The following is an 18,065-nucleotide window of genomic DNA, read 5'->3' as shown; positions in this document are numbered from 1 at the left end:
CCCCGTCACACGATGAGCAGTACTTCCAACTCGCCGACGCACCACACGTCCACCATCGGCGCGATCGGCGCCCCGAGCCGCCGCAACACCGAGCTGGCCCTGCTGGTGTTCGCCGTCGTCATCCCGGTGTTCGCCTACGCCAACGTCGGGCTGGCCATCAACGACTCGGTCCCGCCGGGCCTGCTGAGCTACGGTCTCGGACTCGGCCTGCTGGCCGGCGTCGGCCACCTCGTCGTCCGGAAGTTCGCACCGTACGCGGACCCGCTGATGCTGCCGCTGGCGACGCTGCTGAACGGACTCGGGCTGGTCGTCATCTGGCGCCTGGACCAGTCCAAGCGGCTCAGCAACTACGCCGAGGCCGCGCCGCGCCAGCTGCTGTACTCGGCGATGGGCGTCGCGCTGCTGGCGGTCGTGCTGATCTTCCTCAAAGACCACCGCGTCCTGCAGCGCTACACGTACATCTCCATGGCGGGTGCGCTGTTCCTGCTGATCCTGCCGCTCGTGCCGGGCCTCGGCGCGAACATCTACGGCGCCAAGATCTGGATCAAGATCCCCGGTCTCGGCACGCTGCAGCCCGGTGAGTTCGCCAAGATCGTGCTCGCGGTCTTCTTCGCCGGCTACCTCATGGTCAAACGGGACGCGCTCGCCCTGGCCAGCCGCCGCTTCATGGGCCTGTACCTGCCGCGCGGCCGCGACCTCGGTCCGATCCTCGTGGTCTGGGTGATCTCGATCCTCATCCTGGTCTTCGAGACCGACCTCGGTACCTCCCTGCTGTTCTTCGGCATGTTCGTCATCATGCTGTACGTCGCCACCGAGCGGACCAGCTGGATCGTCTTCGGTCTGCTGATGTCCGCGGTCGGCGCCGTCAGCGTGGCGAGCTTCGAGCCGCACATCCAGACGCGTGTGCAGGCCTGGCTCGACCCGATGCGCGAGTTCGAGCTCTCCCGGGCGGGCGTCCAGGACGGTGTCGTCCACTCCGAGCAGGCCATGCAGGCGCTGTGGGCCTTCGGCTCCGGCGGCACGCTCGGCACCGGCCTCGGGCAGGGCAACTCCGACCTCATCGGCTTCGCCGCCAACTCCGACTTCATCCTCGCCACCTTCGGCGAGGAACTCGGGCTGGCCGGCGTCATGGCGATCCTGCTGCTGTACGGCCTGATCATCGAGCGGGGCGTGCGCACCGCGCTCGCGGCCCGCGACCCGTTCGGCAAGCTGCTGGCCATCGGCCTGTCCGGCGCCTTCGGCCTCCAGGTCTTCGTGGTGGCCGGCGGTGTCATGGGCCTCATCCCGCTGACCGGTATGACGCTGCCGTTCGTGGCCTACGGCGGTTCGTCCGTGATCGCCAACTGGGCGCTGATCGGCATCCTGCTGCGCATCAGCGACACCGCCCGACGCCCGGCCCCCGCTCCCGCCGCCAACCCCGACGCCGAGATGACCCAGGTGGTCCGCCCGTCATGAACAAGCCCCTGCGCCGGATCGCGATCTTCTGCGGCCTGCTCGTGCTGGCACTGCTGATCCGCGACAACTGGATCCAGTACGTCCAGGCCGACGAGCTGAGGACCGACCCCAAGAACCGCCGCGTCATCATCGAGCGGTACGCGGCGCCGCGCGGCGACATCATCGTCGGCGGCAAGCCGATCACCGGCTCGGCCGAGACGTCGGGCAGCGACTTCAAGTTCAAGCGAACCTACAAGGACGGCCCGATGTGGGCGCCGGTCACCGGGTACGCCTCCCAGGCCTTCGGCGCCACGCAGCTGGAGTCCATCGAGGACGGCATCCTCACCGGCAACGACGACCGGCTGTTCTTCCGCAACACCCTCGACATGCTCACCGGCGAGAAGCAGGGCGGCGGGAACGTCGTCACGACGCTCAACGCCGCCGCGCAGAAGGCCGCGTTCAACGGTCTGAAGAAGCAGGGCGGCAAGGGCGCGGTCGTCGCGCTCGAGCCGTCGACGGGCAAGATCCTGGCGCTGGCCTCCTACCCGTCGTACGACCCGTCGTCCTTCGCCGGCAACTCCACGACGACGGACTCCAAGGCCTGGCAGAAGCTCCAGAAGAAGAACAACGCCGACGACCCGATGCTCAACCGGGCGCTGCGCGAGACGTACCCGCCCGGCTCCACCTTCAAGGTGGTCACCGCGGCCGCGGCCCTGGAGAACGGCCTGTACACGGACCCGGACGCGAAGACGGACTCGCCCGACCCGTGGGTCATGGAGGGCACCACCACCAGGCTGCCCAACGAGGGCAACATCCCCTGCAAGAACGCGACGCTGCGGGTGGCGCTCCAGTACTCCTGCAACACGGTCTTCGGCAAGATCGGCGCCGACCTCGGCAACGAGAAGATGCTGAAGGAGGCCCAGGAGTTCGGCTTCGGCGAGGAGCAGTTCACGCCGGTCCGGGCCAACGCCTCGGTCTTCTCAGACGACATGAACCCCTCGCAGACCGCGCTGTCCTCCATCGGCCAGTTCAACACCGCCGCGACGCCGCTGCAGATGGCCATGGTGGCCTCGGCCGTCGCCAACGACGGCAAGCTGATGAAGCCGTACATGGTCGACGAGCTCCAGTCGCCCGGCCTGGACCCGATCGAGAAGACCGACCCGGAGGAGCTGAGCCAGCCGCTGTCCGCGGAGAACGCCCAGATCCTCCAGTCGATGATGGAGACGGTCGTCGACAAGGGCACCGGCTCCAACGCCAAGATCGACGGCGTGAAGGTGGGCGGCAAGACCGGTACCGCCCAGCACGGCGTGGACAACAGCGAGAACCCCTACGCGTGGTTCATCTCCTACGCCAAGAACGCCGACGGCAGCGCACCGGTCGCCGTGGCGGTGGTCGTCGAGGACGACAACGCCGTGCGGGACGACATCTCCGGCGGCGGCCTCGCGGCACCGATCGCGAAGGGCGTGATGGAGGCGGTCATCAACGGCAAGAAGTGACCCCGCTCACGTCTGCTTCACATCGGTGCACGTTGCGATACCGGTCCTGTATCGGCTGACGGGCTTGGCCAGGTCACACAAAGCGAGCCGGGTACGGTAGGCCCGGACGGCAGCCTCCGACCGTACAAGCGTGCCGGTCGGGACCGACGGAGAGGGCTGGTAGGTAGCTATGGAAGAGCCGCGTCGCCTCGGCGGCCGGTACGAACTGGGCCAGGTGCTCGGGCGTGGTGGCATGGCGGAGGTCTACCTCGCGCATGACACCCGCCTCGGCCGCACCGTGGCGGTGAAGACGCTGCGCGCGGATCTCGCGCGCGACCCTTCCTTCCAGGCCCGGTTCCGCCGGGAGGCCCAGTCGGCCGCCTCGCTCAACCATCCCGCGATCGTCGCGGTCTACGACACGGGCGAGGACTACATCGACAACGTGTCGATCCCGTACATCGTCATGGAGTACGTGGACGGCTCGACCCTCCGTGAGCTTCTCCACTCCGGCCGCAAGCTGCTGCCGGAGCGGGCCATGGAGATGACCATCGGCATCCTGCAGGGCCTGGAGTACGCCCACCGCAACGGCATCGTCCACCGTGACATCAAGCCCGCGAACGTCATGCTGACGCGCAACGGCCAGGTCAAGGTGATGGACTTCGGCATCGCCCGCGCCATGGGCGACTCCGGCATGACGATGACCCAGACCGCGGCCGTCATCGGCACCGCCCAGTACCTCTCCCCGGAGCAGGCCAAGGGCGAGCAGGTGGACGCCCGCTCGGACCTCTACTCCACGGGCTGCCTGCTCTACGAGCTGCTGACGGTCCGCCCGCCCTTCGTCGGCGACTCCCCGGTGGCCGTCGCGTACCAGCACGTGCGGGAAGAGGCCCAGGCCCCGTCCGTCTTCGACCCCGAGATCACGCCCGAGATGGACGCGATCGTGCTGAAGGCGCTCGTCAAGGACCCCGACTACCGCTACCAGTCGGCCGACGAGATGCGCGCCGACATCGAGGCCTGCCTCGACGGCCAGCCGGTCGCGGCGACGGCCGCGATGGGTTCGGTGGGGTACGGCGGCTACCCGGACGACCAGCCGACCACGGCCCTGCGCGCGGACTCCGGCGCCGGCGCCACGTCGATGCTGCCCCCCATGAACCCGGACGACGGCGGCTACGGCTACGACGACCGCCCCGACCGGCGCCGCGGGCAGCAGCGTAAGTCCAACACCTCCACGATCCTGCTGGTGGTGGCGGGCGTCCTCGTCCTGGTCGGCGCGATCCTGATCGGGCGCTGGGCGGTCAGCGGCAACAGCGGCTCGGGCGACGACACCCTGCCGGCACCGAACTTCGTGGGCGAGACCGAACAGAACGCCCGCAAACTGGCGACCAACTCCGACCTGGAACTGACCTTCTCGAAGAAGCCCTGCGAGAACCAGGCCAAGGGCAACGTCTGCTCCCAGAACCCGACGGCCGGCACGGACGTGAAGAAGGGCGAGACGATCGCCCTGGTGGTGTCGACGGGCGCGCCCAAGGTGACGGTGCCGGACGTCACGGGCCTGACCTACGAGAAGGCCAAGGCCGAACTCGAGGACAAGGGGTTCCAGGTCGAGCAGAAGACCGAGGAGTCGGACCGCACTCCTGGCGTGGTCACCAAGCAGGACCCCAATGGTGATACGGAGCAGGAGAAGGGTTCCACGATCACGCTGACCGTCGCCAAGGAGGCGGCGAGGGCCACCGTCCCCGACGTCCTCGGCCAGAGCTGTGACGCGGCCAAGCAGCAGATGCAGGCCAGCAACCTGGTCGGCAACTGCACCGAGGTCGAGACCGAGGACGACAACCAGGTCGGCAAGGTCATCCAGACCACGCCGCAGGCCGGCACCTCCGTCGACAAGAACTCGTCGGTCACCATCCAGATCGGCAAGAAGAAGCAGCAGCAGAAGACGCGCGTACCCCAGGTCGTCGGCCAGACCGTCGGCCAGGCCAAGCAGGCCCTGGCGGCGGCCGGCTTCACGAACATCCAGTTCGCGAACGGCAGCGACCAGAACGACAACGCCCTTGTCACCGGCCAGGACCCCCAGGGCAACCAGGAGGTCGACAACCCGGGCGGCACCACGGTGACGCTCCAGACCGTCGGCTTCGGCGGCAACAACGGCGGCAACCAGGGCGGCGGCAACAACGGCGGCATCTTCGGCGGCCTCAACGGCGGCGACTGACAGCACATCGCTTGCAAGTGAGGGCTCCCGGTCCCCTTCAGGGTGTACCGGGAGCCCTCACCTATATGCACGCGCTTCCTGATCACCAGCCAGTTATCATGTGCACGCAAATCACTCGTGAGCTCTGACCGTGCTCACAGACCATTCGTAGGGGGACATGCGTGAAGAAGGCAGCGCAGATACTTGGTGTGGCGGCGACCGCCATGCTGATCGGGACCCTGACCACCAGTCCCGCTCAGGCGGCGGCTGTGAGCCCGGGTTGCACGACCAAGGGCGCAGAGGGCTTCATCTACATACCTAAGTTCGATGGCCCGGTGACCTCGCTCAAGCTCGAGTGGCACATCACGGACATCCTTGCGGATGACCACCACGCTCGCATCCGTTTCCTGTCCAAGCAGCACAATGGGAAGATCCATTACTGGCCGTGGCACAAGGCTACGGGTGGTAAGGGGGACCACCAGTACGCTCCCACCACTGCCAACGATGATTACGGCATTTTCGACGTGGGCGCAGAGGTGGCCCGGTTCGAAGGCAACACGAAGCTGAACTCCTGCGTCGAGTGGAGCTGACGAACAGGGGGCAGTGACCGAAAGCGCGGTCCTCTGACTCCGCTTCGGACCTCACAGCCTGGAGAATCAGTCGCGTGAACCGCGACAAAGGCCCGGCGCCACAGAGCAAGCTGCGGCGTCGGGCCTCTCCGACGAGACGGCTGCCCCCCGCGACGTGAGCAGTCAGTCGAGTTCCTTCGGCGGTGTCCGGTCCTCGTCGACCTTCTCGACGCGCTCCAGTTCGCCCCAGACGACGTACCGGTAGGTGCTCGTGTACAGCGGCGTGCACGTCGTCAGCGTGATGTAGTGGCCCGGCTTCTTCCTGCCGGACTCCTTCGGGACGTCCGAGAGCACCTTGACGTTGTACTTCGACGTCTCGGGGAGGATGCCGTACACCTTGTAGACGTACCACTTGTCCTTCGTCTCGAAGACGATCGGGTCGCCCTTCTCGATCTTGTCGATGTCGTGGAACTTGGCGCCGTGGCCGTCGCGGTGGGCGGCGAGGGAGAAGTTGCCCTTCTTCCCCGACATCGGCAGCGTCGCCTTGACGGGATCGGTGTAGTACCCCGCGACACCGTCGTTGAGGATCTTGTTCGTGGTGCCCTTCTCGACCAGGACCTCGCCGCCGCTCATCGTCGGCACGTGCAGGAAGCCGATGCCGTCCTTAGTGTCCAGCGCGCCCGGTCCGCCCCGGCCGTGCGCCCAGTCGTCACGGACGCGGTCCGCCTGCTTGCCGGCCGCGCGGTCCGCGACGACGTTCGTCCACCACAGCGAGTAGACGACGAACAGGCCGAGGACCAGGCCCGCGGTGATGAGAAGTTCCCCGAAGAAGCTGACCGCCCTGGCGATCGGGCCGGGCCGGCGGCGTGCCGCAGGCGGCCGGGAGGCCGCGCCGGTGTGCTCTTCGTGCTCCGTGTCGGTGGTCGCTGCCACTGGTCATCTGCCCTTAATTGACGAGCGCATCCGGCTTGCCCTTGCTGCGCGGCCGTTCCTCGACCATCTTGCCCCAGACGATCATCCGGTACTTGCTGGTGAACTCCGGCGTGCACGTGGTCAGCGTGATGTAGCGGCCGGGCTTGGTGAACCCCGACCCCGTGGGGATCGGATTCAGGACGCTCGTGTTGCTCGGCGACGTCACCGGCAGGATCGAGGCCATCTTGTAGACGTAGTACTCGTCCTGCGTCTCCACGACGATCGGATCGCCCGGAGCGAGCTTGTTGATGTAGCGGAACGGTTCGCCGTGGGTGTTGCGGTGCCCCGCGAGCCCGAAGTTGCCGGTCTTGTCACCGGGCATCGCCGTCTTCAGCGCGCCCTCGGCGTAGTGCCCGACCATGCCCCGGTCGAGCACGCCCTTGCTGCTGGTGCCCTCCGCGATCGGCACCACCACGTCCAGCTTCGGGATGTGCAGGATGGCGAAGCCCTGCCCCGGCTCGAAGACACCCGGGTTGCGCTTGCCGCTCGCCCAGTCGTTCTGCAGGCTGCTGGCCTCCTGGCCGGCCTGGGCGTGGGCCCGGACGTTCGTCCACCACAGCTGGTAGGTGACGAACAGCAGCATCAGCACGCCGGTGGTGATGAACACCTCGCCGATGGCCCGGCTGGCCACGACCGCCGCGCCCGGCTTGCTCGCCCGCGCCCGGCGCCGCGCCTCGACCCGGGACAGCGGCGCCCGGCCCCCCTCCCGGTCCGCAGGGGCCGTGGGGGCCTCGGCGGCACCCCCATGACGCCCGTGACGGCGCTTGGCGGCCTTTCTGCGGGCCGCACGGCCACCGGGGGCGGGACCGTCCTGCCGGGCGCGTGAGGAGGCCCCAGAGCCCGGTACGGGGTCGTCCTCCCCGAGCGGCGGATCCGGTATCCGCAGCGCCACCGTCTCCTCGTCGACGGGCGGCAGGAAGGACTCCCCGGCGCCGGCTCCGTACGACCCCTCATACGGCTCCGGATCCGGCCCCGGCCCGGAGGACTGCGGCCCCGGCGCGTACGGCTGGGGCTCGGGCCCCGGTGCATAGGGCTGGGGCTCGGGCCCCGGCGTGTACCGCTGGGGCTGCGGCCCCGGCGGGTAGGTCTGCGCCTCCTGCGGGTACGGCGGTGTGTGCTGCTGCCGTCCCGGCCGCGGAGCCGAGCCGTACGCCCCGCCCGACCAGTCCTCCGACGCGCCCGGCACCCCGTACGACTGCTGCCCGTACGAGGTGTCGGACTCGCGCTCGGGGCGCAGCGCGGTCACGCCGTGGCCCTGCCCACCACCGGGGCGAGCCCGGCCGACCTCGCCACCGCGCCCTGGTCGCCGCACTCCACCAGCCAGTTGGCCAGCATCCGGTGCCCGTGCTCGGTCAGCACCGACTCGGGATGGAACTGCACGCCCTCGACCGGCAGTTCGCGGTGCCTGAGGCCCATGACGATGCCGTCGTGGGTCCGGGCCGTGACCTCCAGCTCGGCCGGGACCGTCGCCGGCTCGGCCGCCAGGGAGTGGTAGCGGGTCGCCGTGAAGGGCGACGGCAGGCCCGCGAAGACGCCCCCGCCGCTGTGCTCGACCAGCGAGGTCTTGCCGTGCAGCAGCTCCGGCGCACGGTCCACCACACCGCCGTACGCCACCTGCATCGACTGCATGCCCAGGCAGACGCCGAAGACCGGGACACCGGTCGCGGCGCAGTGCCGGACCATCTCCACGCACACCCCGGCCTGCTCCGGCGTCCCGGGGCCCGGGGAGAGCAGAACCCCGTCGAAGCCGTCCTGGGCGTGTGCCGTCGAGACCTCGTCGTTGCGCAGGACCTCGCACTCGGCGCCCAGCTGGTACAGGTACTGGACCAGGTTGAAGACGAAGCTGTCGTAGTTGTCGACGACGAGAATGCGCGCGCTCACTGGTTGTCCACCGTCACATCGTTGAAGGGCAGCAGCGGTTCCGCCCACGGGAAGACGTACTGGAAGAGGACGTAGACCACGGCCACGACCAGGGCGAGCGAGATCACTGCCTTCACCCACGTGTTCCCCGGCAGATGCCGCCAGATCCAGCCGTACATGCCGTCCCTTCCGTCGTACCACGGCACCAGACCCACGCCGTACAGCCACCAGACTAACGGCGCAGCGCCTCAGGTTTCCCGGCCTCCACAGGCTGGGTGGAGTCCAGGTGCGCCCAGGCGATCAGCCGGTGACTGTGCCCCCACTCGGGTTCGCACGTGGTCAGCGTCAGATACCGGCCCGGACGCGTGTACCCGGAAGTACGGGGGACAGGGTCGATCACCTCGATGTCCGAGGGCACTGTTTTGTACGGGCCCTTGTCGATCCGGTACGTGAACCACGTCGTGCCGTCGGTCAGCACCACCGCGTCCCCGCGCCGCAGCCTGGGAAAGTCCTTGAAGGGGTCGCCGTGGGTACGGCGGTGACCGGCGACCGCGAAGTTCCCCCGCTGCCCGAGTCGGGCGGTCTCCGCGTAGTGCCCGAGCCCTTTCTTCAGGGTGGAGGTGGCCGTGCCCTCCAGCACCGGCTTGTTCCACGTGAAACCAAGCCGTGGGATGTACATGATCGCGAAGGGCCTGCCCCGGAGGTAGGGCTTCGGTTCCTCGGGGGCGGTTGCGGGGCCGCCGCTCGGCGGGCGGGGCTGGGACCACTCCTTCCGGAGCAGGTCGATCTGGTCGTCCATGACGCCGTCGGCCTGCACGCCGGTCCAGAACAGCACGTAGACGACGAACAACAGGATGAGGCCGCCGACGGTGACGCACAGTTCGCTGAGGGCCCTGACGATCACGCGCACCGGCGGCTCCCCCGGCCTGGGCTGCTACTCCACGGGCTTCGCGTAGTGCAGATCCACTGTGCCCGAGTAGCCGGGCAGAGTCACCGGGCCGTTCTCCTCGACTTTCCATCCGAGCCCGTAGACATTGACGTAGACCATGTAGTTCTGGATCGCCGGGGATGCCGCGAGCGCCTGCTGCAGCTTCCCGGGGTCGCCGACCGCGGTGATCTTGTACGGGGGCGAGTAGACGCGGCCCTGGAGGATCAGCGTGTTGCCGACGCAGCGCACGGCGCTCGTGGAGATCAGCCGCTGGTCCATGACCTTGATGCCCTTGGCCCCGCCCTGCCACAGCGCGTTCACCACCGCCTGCAGGTCCTGCTGGTGGATGACCAGGTAGTCGGGCTGCGGCTCGGGGTAGCCGGGCAGCTTGGCGGTGGCGTCCGGCGGGGCGTCGTTGAGCGTGACCGTGAGCGACTCGCCCGTGAGCTTCTGGGTGCCCGCCCGCTTTTCCAGGGCGGCCAGCTTCTCGTCCTCCGCCTCGGTGGAACCGTCGTCCCGCTCGGCGAGCGCCTCTATGTCCTTGCGCAGGGCCCCGTTCGTCTCGTCCAGCTCACCGTTCTCCCGGCTGCGTTCCTGGATGAGGTCGGACAGTTTCAGCAGCGAGGTGTCCGAGCGGATGTTGGTGCCCTTGGCGGTGTCGAAGCTGGTGAAGAAGATCAGCCCGGCCAGAGCGAAGACGGCCGCCGTGAGAATCCGCACGGGCCGGAAACGGCGCGCGCGCCCAGGGGTGGATCCCGTCCCGGGGGAGTCGGCAGAATTGCTCAACGTACCCTTATCTCCTTCGGCGCGGCGGAAGCACTACGCTAACGGACGCCCGGGGGAGCATTCGGAGTCCCCTCACGCTGCCCCGAGACCGACCCAGTTACCTGCGCGGCCACGCAGCGCATCGACAGGAGAGACCCTCGTGCCGAAGTCACGTATCCGCAAGAAGGCCGATTACACGCCGCCGCCGTCGAAGCCGACGACCGCGATCAAGCTGAACAGCCGCGCCTGGGTCGCACCGGTCATGCTGGCGATGTTCCTCATCGGCCTGGCCTGGATCGTCGTCTTCTACGTCACGGACGGCTCGCTGCCCATCGACTCCCTGGGCAACTGGAACATCGTGGTGGGCTTCGGCTTCATCGCCGCCGGATTCGGCGTCTCGACCCAGTGGAAGTAGCGGCCACCGGAAGGTGACCACAGCTCTGCCCAGGGCTGTTCGCTGAGTTATCCACAGCCGTTATCCACATGGGGAAAAAGAAAGACGATCTGTGGATAACTCGTCGGGTGTTGACGCCGGTATGACGGAAGTACCGCGACTCGAAAACATGTTCGCCCCCTGTCTGACCTGCGCAAACACGGGTCAGTGACAGGGGGCACATGTGTTCTCGCACACTGTGCACAAGATCCGCCACCGCTGTGGACAACGGGCGCGCTCAGCTGAGCTGGGCCGTCCTCAACAGCGTCACCAGGACCACCACCGCCAGCACCAGGGCGCAGGCGCCGTACTGGATCAGGGCGCGGCGCTCGCGCGGGGCGTGGACCATGGCGTATCCGACGGCGACACCGGCGACGAGTCCGCCGATGTGGGCCTGCCAGGAGATGTTGAAGCCCGGGCTGAAGGTGAAGATCAGGTTGATCGCCAGCAGCGCGATGATCGGCCGCATGTCGTAGTTGAGCCGCCGCATCAGCACGGCCGTGGCGCCGAACAGGCCGAAGATCGCGCCCGAGGCTCCCAGGGTCGCCGTGTTCGGCGAGGCCAGCAGATAGGCGAGCGCACTGCCGGCGAGGCCCGAGACGAGATAGAGCGCCAGATAGCGGACGCGTCCCAAGGCCGCTTCGAGGGGACCTCCGAGCCACCAGAGGCTGAGCATGTTGAAGGCGATGTGCCAGATCTCCTGGTGGGTGAAGACCGACGTCACCATGCGGTACCACTCGCCGCCCGCCACACCCTGGGTCGGGGTGAAGGGCGCGGGCGGCCAGGCGCCGAGCAGGACGAGGTCGCTGAGGAGCGACTCGTGGACCCGGACGGCGATGAAGACCGCCAGGTTGATCCCGATGAGGATCTTGGTCAGCAGGCGCGGGTCGGCGGCGATGCTGCCGCCCGCCAGCGTCCGGGGCATCGAGGCCGAGGGGGCGTGACCGGTGCCGGAGCCGGTGCGGACGCACTCGGGGCACTGGAAGCCGACGGAGGCGTTGACCATGCACTCGGGGCAGATCGGGCGTTCGCAGCGGGTGCAGCGAATGCCCGTCTCACGGCCCGGGTGGCGGTAGCACATGGGGACGCTGTGGGCGCCCTGCGGGCTGCCCGCAGCCTGCTCGTCCATGGGTTCCCCTCGGTCTTGGTGAAAAAGCCCGCCCTGCTCATCCCTACGGATGAGCAGGGCGATTGGTTCCCCGCGCAGGCCTCGGTGGATGCCTCAGCGGTTCTCGATCACCACGGACTCGATGACCACGTCCTTGACCGGACGGTCGGTGCGCGGGTTGGTCTGGGTGGTGGCGATGGTGTCCACGACCTTCTGGCTGGCCGCGTCGGTGACCTCGCCGAAGATGGTGTGCTTGCGGGTCAGCCACGCCGTCGGGGAGACGGTGATGAAGAACTGCGACCCGTTGGTGCCCGGGCCGGCGTTGGCCATCGCCAGCAGGTAGGGCTTGTCGAAGCGCAGGTCCGGGTGGAACTCGTCCTCGAACTGGTAGCCGGGACCGCCGGTGCCGTTGCCCAGCGGGTCACCGCCCTGGATCATGAAGCCGCTGATCACCCGGTGGAAGACCGTGCCGTCGTAGAGCCTGTCCGTGGTCTTCTCGCCCGTCTCCGGGTGCGTCCACTCCCGCTCGCCCTGGGCGAGCTCGACAAAGTTCTTGACCGTCTTGGGGGCGTGGTTCGGCAGCAGCCGGACCTCGATGTCGCCGTGGTTGGTCTTCAGGGTGGCGTAGAGCTGCTCAGCCACGATCTGCCTTCCGTTGTCTTTCTGTGACTCCCTGATCCTCGCATGGACGGGCCCTCGCGTCGCCCGGCCTCGGCGCAGCGGGGGGAAACCCTCGGCGGGCGGTCACAGAAAACAGGTCGAGTAGCCCCGGGGCGGGGGCGCTCGGCAGGGATCCGTGGCATTGTCGACGACAAGCTCCTGTTGCCCCCTATTCATCCGCTCTTGCACGCGATCGGCACTGGATGCCGGTTTGCGTGACCCGGATGCCCGCCCGCGCATGCCTGGTAGGGCTCCCGGAGGCATGATCCGTAAAAGGGTGGAAAGTCGAAATACCGTACGCCACCGAGGAGGAGGAACCCGTGACCCGCATCGACAGCGTGCGCGCCGCGACTGGTTCGGCGAAGGACAGCGTGCTGCACGCCGCGGAAGTGGTGGCGCCCTACGCCGACACGGCCAAGGACAGGGCCGCGCACTACGCACACGAGGCGCGCGTACGGCTGGCGCCCAAGGTGACGCAGGCCGCCGGGCAGGCACGTGTCCAGTACGGCGCCCATGTGCAGCCTTATCTGGAGCAGGCCCGCTCCCATGTACCGCCGAACGTCGACCAGGCCGCCCGCGAGGCCGCCGTCCGCACGCGCAAGGCCGCCCGCCAGGCGGCTGACTACTCCCGGCCGAGGCTGGAGCAGGCGATGGCCGTGGCCGTCCCTGTGACGACCGAGGCCGCGGCCCGGAGTGCGGCCGCGATGGCCGCGCTGCGCGGTCAGGTCTCGTCGAAGGAGATCCAGAAGCTGGTCCGCCGGCACGAACGGCGGGCGAGGGCCGGCAAGGCCGTCAAGACGCTGGTGATCGTCGGCGCCTTGGCGGGCGGGGCCTTCGCCGCGTGGAAGTGGTGGGACAAGCAGGCCAACCCGGACTGGCTGGTCGAGCCGCCTGCCGCGACCGAGGTCCCCGAGTCGGGCCACCTGTCCGCCGTGGACGGCAGCGGCCAGTCGGCTCTGGACCCCGAGGTCCAGGCCAAGCAGGCCGAGGACGAGGCCGCCGAGCGCGACGACCGTTCCTGAACGTCGCCGAAGCGTCACCGATCAACAGCACGGCGGGGCGAGAGACTTGAGGCATGCCTCGAGGTCTCTCGCCCCGCCGTGCTGTTTCACGTGAAACACCCGCCCACCTCGGCGGGCGGGCCCACGAAAAACGCCCTCCGTGCCTGCGTTTCCGCAGCTCGGAGGGCGTTTCCAGTGGAGCCTAGGGGAGTCGAACCCCTGACATCTGCCATGCAAAGACAGCGCTCTACCAACTGAGCTAAGGCCCCGGAAGAAGACGTCCGACCAGAAGACCACATCCGGGCGGGCGTCGGAGACCAGAGTACCGGGTCACCCCCGTGGTTCCGCAAAAAGATTGGGGGTCCCCGTCGCCGACCACTCTCCGTAAGATGCTCGGCGTGGTTCGCTACCGCGAACCGCCGTACTTGGGGAAGCGATGGGGAGACGCAATGGACGCCGCACAGCAGGAAGCCACCGCAAGAGCGCGGGAACTGCAGCGGAACTGGTACGGGGAGCCGCTGGGGGCGCTCTTCCGTAGGCTCATCGACGATCTTGGCCTCAACCAGGCTCGTCTCGCGGGGGTGCTGGGGCTGTCCGCGCCGATGCTGTCGCAGCTGATGAGCGGCCAGCGGGCGAAGATCGGCAACCCGGCCGTGGTGCAGCGGGTGCAACTGCTGCAGGACCTGGCCGGACAGGTCGCGGACGGCAGCGTCAGCGCGGCCGAGGCCACCGAGCGCATGGAGGAGATCAAGAAGTCGCAGGGGGGATCGGTGCTCAGCAACACCACGCAGACGACCAGCAGTTCGGGAGCGCCCACGGTGAAGCGGGTCGTCCGCGAGATCCAGTCGCTGCTGCGCTCGGTGGCGGCGGCCGGCGACATCATCGACGCCGCGGACACCCTCGCCCCGACCCACCCGGAGCTGGCAGAGTTCCTCCGGGTCTACGGCGCCGGCCGTACCTCGGACGCGGTCGCGCACTACCAGTCCCACCAGAGCTGATCCTCCGCCCGGCCGCCGAAGGGGGTTCGGCAGCGGGCGTGGGGACGCAGTGACGGGGGTGCGTCACGATACGGGCGGGCACGAGGGGGCGTGTGCCGCACGGGGGACCGCCGGAGGACCGTCGGGGGAGTCGTAGCGCTCGCCGCGGGGGAAGCAAGGGGGGAGACCACAGGGGGAGGAGCGACCTACAGCCATGGGTGAGGTCTTCGCCGGCCGGTACGAACTGGTCGACCCGATCGGACGCGGGGGCGTCGGCGCGGTCTGGCGCGCCTGGGACCACCGCCGCCGCCGCTATGTGGCCGCCAAGGTCCTGCTGCAGAGCGACGCGCACTCGCTGCTGCGCTTCGTCCGCGAACAGGCCCTGCGGATCGACCATCCCCATGTGCTCGCCCCCACCAGCTGGGCCGCCGACGACGACAAGGTCCTGTTCACGATGGACCTGGTCGCCGGGGGTTCCCTGGTGCATCTCGTCGGGGATTACGGGCCCCTGCCGCCGGCGTTCGTCTGCACCCTGCTCGACCAGTTGCTGTCCGGACTGTCCGCGGTGCACGCGGAGGGCGTGGTGCACCGGGACGTGAAACCCGCCAACGTGCTGCTGGAGGCCACCGGCACGGGCCGGCCGCGGCTGCGGCTGTCCGACTTCGGCATCGCGATGCGGTTGGGCGAGCCCCGGCTGACCGAGACCAACCTCGTCGTGGGGACGCCCGGCTATCTCGCGCCCGAGCAACTGATGGGCGCCGAGCCGGACTTCCCCGCCGACCTGTTCGCCGTGGGCCTGGTCGCGCTGTACCTGCTGGAGGGCGCGAAGCCGGACAGCAAGGCGCTGATCCAGTACTTCGCCGAGCACGGCACGCCGGGAGCGCCCAAGGGCATCCCCGAGCCGCTGTGGCAGGTGGTGGCCACCCTGCTGCAACCGGATCCGGAGGCGCGGTTCCGTACCGCCACAGGGGCGCGCAAGGCGCTCGCGGCCGCGGCGGAGCTCCTCCCGGAGCCGGGCCCGGACGACGAGCTGATCGAGATCTTCGACCAACTCGGGCCCCTGCCCAAGGGGTTCGCACCCGAGGGGCCGCTGGAGCGGGCACGGGGGCTGGGGCCGAGAGAGAACTGGAGCGGTTCGGAGCCGGGGACGAACGGGAGTTCGTCGAGCCCGTCGGCCGGCGCGGAACCGGCCGCGGGCCCGGCCCAGCAGGCCCAGCAGGTCCAGGAGGCCCAACAGGCCCAGGAGGCCCAGGAGGCCCAGGAGGCCCAACAGGCCCAACCTCCGACAGGAACGGCATCCACGGGGTTCACGGGTTCCACCGGGTCGCCGGGTTCCACGGCATCCACGGGCTCGACCGGGTCCACGGGCTTCACGGCGTCCACGGGGTCCCGGCAGCAGGCTGAAGCCTCCGGCGCGGAGAACGGCCGACCTGCCCCGGCGGGCACCGGTTCCGTACAGCCGGACCCCCGGCAGACCCCGGACTCTCCGCCCTCCTCCCCTGCTCCGCAGCCCTCCATATCGGACACGGGCAGCTTCCACCTGCCGCCTCCGCAGTCCACGGGGGCCTCCTCCCCCGCACCGGCCGCGGCCGACCACGCGCCACCCCGACCCGCTCATCCCCAGCCCCGGTTCTCCCCCTACGACCTCACGCATCCCCGGCCCGCCGCCCAGCCGCTGCCCCCGGCGTACCCGGCCCCCGGGCACCTGCCCCCGGCCGAGCCACAGCGCGCGGACACCGTCACCGCCTCGTACACCGCCCGGACCCCACAGGCCGCTCCGGCCACAGGCAGCCAGCCCGCGTCCCGGCACCGGGCACCACGGCCGTCCCGCCCCGGCCCCCCGGCCAAGGTGGCGATCCCCCTGCTGCTCCTCGCCCTGGCCTGCTACGCCGTGGGCTTCTGGGCGCTGACCCGCATCTGAGGCCCCGGCCCGGGGCGACGGCCGGGCACGGCTACGCGGCGCTTCGGCGCCGAGCCACCAACGTCCACACCCCGAGCCCCACGAGCAGCGCGCTCCCGGTGCCGATCCCGCCCACGGCGACCACCCGCATCGCGGTGTCGTCGCCCGACGCGGGCACGCCCTCCGCGGCCGCCTCCCGGTCCTGCTCGGAGACGTCGAAGACGCCCGCCGGCCGGGACTCCCCCTCGTATCCGGGCCCGCTGCGGGGCTCGCCGCTCACCTTCACGCGCAGAGTCATCGCGAACGGCCCCTCGCCGAAGCTGTCGGCGACGTCCCGCGCGAGGTGGGCGACGAGGTAGTAGGAGCCGGCGAAGCGCATCGCGTTGACCTGGGGTACGGCGCCGTAGCGGTTGGTGTGGTCGACCGGGGGCAGCGGCGGCAGGCTGCCGGACGCCTGGTCGCCGTCGTAGCCGACGCCGACACCGGCGGCGCGGCCGCGCGCGGGGTTGTAGAGGGCCAGGTCGAGGGCGCCGGCCGCGTACCCGGTGCCGCCGGAGCCGGAGCTGCCCAGGTCGGCCGTCACCGAGAGCTGCTGGCCCCAGTCGACCGGCACCGCGTAGAAGAGCGTCTGACCGGGGCGGATGTCGTCACGCCAGACCCCTTCGTCGAGGGGAGTCGCCCCGGCGAACCCCGCACCGCCGCGCCGGGGCTCTGCGTCGCCCTGGAGCGGCTGGGGGGTGGCGGAATTCCACACCTGTGGGGCGCCGGTCGCGCCGGTCTTCGCCGTCGGCGGCTCGGTCGTGACGAGGAGTTCCAGGTCCCAGGCGCCGGGCGAGGACCCCTCACCGTCGGGGTCGGAGCGCTCGACGGACACGTAGTACGCGCCGGCCTCCTGGCACAGCGACTTGGTGGGGGAGATCTCGCGCACGCCCCACGCGGCGACGGGGTGAGGGCTGCGGGCGGCACCGAAGCTCGCGGTGTCGGACGAGCAGGAGTTGCCCTCGGCGTCCTGCACGGACACCCTGAGCCCGTCGACGACGGAGACCGTGCTGCCGGCGGGTGGGACGGCGGTGACGGAGACGTACGCGCTGGACGTCGCGTCGAGCAGGATTCGGTAGCTGACCTTGCCGTCGCTCGGCAGGGAGCTCTTGTAGGCGGTACCGGGCGTCAGGCGCTCGGCGTCCGCGGTGCTGCGCGCCCCCTCGACGGTCCTGGCGCCGTCGGCGAAGGCGTACGGGCCCGGTGTGGCCGCCCTGGCGGAGTCGCCGGCGGCCTGAGCGGCGGGGCCCGGCCCCACGGCGGCGGTCGTCCCCAGCGCCACGGCCACGGCGCCCAGGCGCACGGCCTTCGACGGCCTGCCGCGCCACGCCCCCGCACGCCGCTCGCGCGCCGTACTCCACCGTCCCCTCACGCGCCACCTCTCACGTCGCCGGACCGGAACCGTGAACCGTGGCCCATCCTGCCTCGCCGCGCGGGCTCGCGACCGGCCCTCGGCACACAAAACCCCGACCGCGAGGCGGCCGGGGTGTGCTCGTCAGTGGTTGTCGTGACTCACGAACCCGTGGGCACGGAGTCAGTCGCCTCCGTCCACAGATCCTGCTCGGCGCGATCCGCCTGGATCTGGCGGTACACGAGGAGCCCGCCGATGGCGGCCAGTGCGACCAGGAGAAGCTTCTTCACCGCGCGACCTCGTCTTTCGTTGACGTAGGGGACCTCTGGCGCCCGACTATACACACCGACCGATACCGATCGGTGACCTGCGTCGGTCGTCAACTCCCGGCCCGCAGACCGGGAT

General features: G+C 69.7%; 18 protein-coding genes and 1 tRNA gene. 8 read left to right on the top strand and 11 right to left on the bottom strand.

Features of this window, described 5'->3' with window-relative positions; all coding sequences use genetic code 11:
• Positions 1–12: 12 nt before the first annotated feature.
• From ACPXCS_RS04685 to ACPXCS_RS04670, 4 genes are all read left to right on the top strand, one after another.
• Complete coding sequence (locus tag ACPXCS_RS04685; RefSeq protein ID WP_425944269.1) at positions 13–1,455, top strand: FtsW/RodA/SpoVE family cell cycle protein; 1,443 nt, start codon at positions 13–15, stop codon at positions 1,453–1,455.
• Positions 1,452–2,930 (top strand): peptidoglycan D,D-transpeptidase FtsI family protein, encoded by a 1,479-nt coding sequence (locus tag ACPXCS_RS04680; protein ID WP_425944271.1) that lies wholly within the window; start codon positions 1,452–1,454, stop codon positions 2,928–2,930. Before ACPXCS_RS04685 ends, ACPXCS_RS04680 begins: the two co-directional genes overlap by 4 nt.
• Before the next feature lie 169 nt (positions 2,931–3,099).
• Positions 3,100–5,118, top strand: coding sequence for a Stk1 family PASTA domain-containing Ser/Thr kinase (gene pknB, locus ACPXCS_RS04675; RefSeq protein ID WP_425944273.1), 2,019 nt, complete (start codon positions 3,100–3,102; stop codon positions 5,116–5,118).
• A 161-nt stretch (positions 5,119–5,279) separates the two neighbouring features.
• Positions 5,280–5,687, top strand: coding sequence for a hypothetical protein (locus ACPXCS_RS04670; RefSeq protein ID WP_425944275.1), 408 nt, complete (start codon positions 5,280–5,282; stop codon positions 5,685–5,687).
• A 162-nt stretch (positions 5,688–5,849) separates the two neighbouring features.
• Here the strand turns inward: ACPXCS_RS04670 and ACPXCS_RS04665 are convergent, their stop codons facing one another.
• From ACPXCS_RS04665 to ACPXCS_RS04640, 6 genes are read right to left on the bottom strand one after another with little or no spacing between them, the layout of a single operon-like run.
• Positions 5,850–6,599 (bottom strand): class E sortase, encoded by a 750-nt coding sequence (locus ACPXCS_RS04665; RefSeq protein ID WP_425944277.1) that lies wholly within the window; start codon positions 6,597–6,599, stop codon positions 5,850–5,852.
• 13 nt (positions 6,600–6,612) lie between these two features.
• On the bottom strand, positions 6,613–7,884 hold the full coding sequence (locus ACPXCS_RS04660; protein ID WP_425944279.1) for a class E sortase: 1,272 nt from the start codon (positions 7,882–7,884) through the stop codon (positions 6,613–6,615).
• Complete coding sequence (locus tag ACPXCS_RS04655) at positions 7,881–8,519, bottom strand: aminodeoxychorismate/anthranilate synthase component II (RefSeq protein ID WP_425944281.1); 639 nt, start codon at positions 8,517–8,519, stop codon at positions 7,881–7,883. Before ACPXCS_RS04655 ends, ACPXCS_RS04660 begins: the two co-directional genes overlap by 4 nt.
• Entirely contained in the window at positions 8,516–8,713 is a 198-nt protein-coding gene (locus ACPXCS_RS04650) for a hypothetical protein (protein ID WP_179272487.1), read from the bottom strand. The genes ACPXCS_RS04655 and ACPXCS_RS04650 overlap by 4 nt, the downstream gene beginning before the upstream one ends.
• 17 nt (positions 8,714–8,730) lie before the next feature.
• Positions 8,731–9,408, bottom strand: a complete 678-nt coding sequence (locus ACPXCS_RS04645) for a class E sortase (RefSeq protein ID WP_425944283.1) — start codon at positions 9,406–9,408, stop codon at positions 8,731–8,733.
• 24 nt (positions 9,409–9,432) lie between these two features.
• On the bottom strand, positions 9,433–10,212 hold the full coding sequence (locus tag ACPXCS_RS04640) for a DUF881 domain-containing protein (protein ID WP_425944285.1): 780 nt from the start codon (positions 10,210–10,212) through the stop codon (positions 9,433–9,435).
• A 139-nt stretch (positions 10,213–10,351) separates the two neighbouring features.
• Between ACPXCS_RS04640 and crgA the strand changes: the two genes are divergently transcribed.
• Positions 10,352–10,606: a cell division protein CrgA gene (gene crgA, locus ACPXCS_RS04635; RefSeq protein WP_311682564.1), complete on the top strand. Its 255-nt coding sequence runs from the start codon at positions 10,352–10,354 to the stop codon at positions 10,604–10,606.
• Between the two features lie 256 nt (positions 10,607–10,862).
• Here the strand turns inward: crgA and ACPXCS_RS04630 are convergent, their stop codons facing one another.
• Both ACPXCS_RS04630 and ACPXCS_RS04625 read right to left on the bottom strand, forming a co-directional pair.
• Positions 10,863–11,753, bottom strand: coding sequence for a rhomboid family intramembrane serine protease (locus ACPXCS_RS04630; protein ID WP_425944287.1), 891 nt, complete (start codon positions 11,751–11,753; stop codon positions 10,863–10,865).
• Between the two features lie 93 nt (positions 11,754–11,846).
• A complete protein-coding gene (locus tag ACPXCS_RS04625; RefSeq protein ID WP_425944289.1) occupies positions 11,847–12,374 on the bottom strand; it encodes a peptidylprolyl isomerase in 528 nt (175 codons plus the stop codon).
• 338 nt (positions 12,375–12,712) lie between these two features.
• Here ACPXCS_RS04625 and ACPXCS_RS04620 point away from each other — a divergent pair, with 338 nt between their 5' ends.
• On the top strand, positions 12,713–13,414 hold the full coding sequence (locus ACPXCS_RS04620) for a DUF5324 family protein (RefSeq protein ID WP_425944291.1): 702 nt from the start codon (positions 12,713–12,715) through the stop codon (positions 13,412–13,414).
• Between the two features lie 175 nt (positions 13,415–13,589).
• Here ACPXCS_RS04620 and ACPXCS_RS04615 read toward each other — a convergent pair.
• A tRNA-Ala gene (locus ACPXCS_RS04615) sits at positions 13,590–13,662 on the bottom strand.
• 180 nt (positions 13,663–13,842) lie between these two features.
• Here ACPXCS_RS04615 and ACPXCS_RS04610 point away from each other — a divergent pair.
• The gene (locus ACPXCS_RS04610) at positions 13,843–14,391 is read left to right on the top strand and encodes a helix-turn-helix domain-containing protein (RefSeq protein ID WP_175433579.1); all 549 of its coding nucleotides are present in this window, start codon (positions 13,843–13,845) and stop codon (positions 14,389–14,391) included.
• A gap of 193 nt (positions 14,392–14,584) precedes the next feature.
• Positions 14,585–16,291, top strand: coding sequence for a protein kinase domain-containing protein (locus ACPXCS_RS04605; protein WP_425944293.1), 1,707 nt, complete (start codon positions 14,585–14,587; stop codon positions 16,289–16,291).
• Positions 16,292–16,322: 31 nt separating this feature from the next.
• On the opposite strand, the gene ACPXCS_RS04600 is transcribed toward ACPXCS_RS04605, so the two are convergent.
• Complete coding sequence (locus tag ACPXCS_RS04600) at positions 16,323–17,681, bottom strand: hypothetical protein (RefSeq protein WP_425944295.1); 1,359 nt, start codon at positions 17,679–17,681, stop codon at positions 16,323–16,325.
• Positions 17,682–17,821: 140 nt separating this feature from the next.
• Entirely contained in the window at positions 17,822–17,950 is a 129-nt protein-coding gene (locus ACPXCS_RS04595) for a DLW-39 family protein (RefSeq protein ID WP_003999697.1), read from the bottom strand.
• Positions 17,951–18,065 lie beyond the last annotated feature (115 nt).

The organism is Streptomyces sp. DT190 (assembly GCF_049846985.1).
Taxonomy (GTDB): Bacteria; Actinomycetota; Actinomycetes; order Streptomycetales; family Streptomycetaceae; genus Streptomyces.
This window is presented reverse-complemented; position numbering and strand designations above follow the sequence as displayed.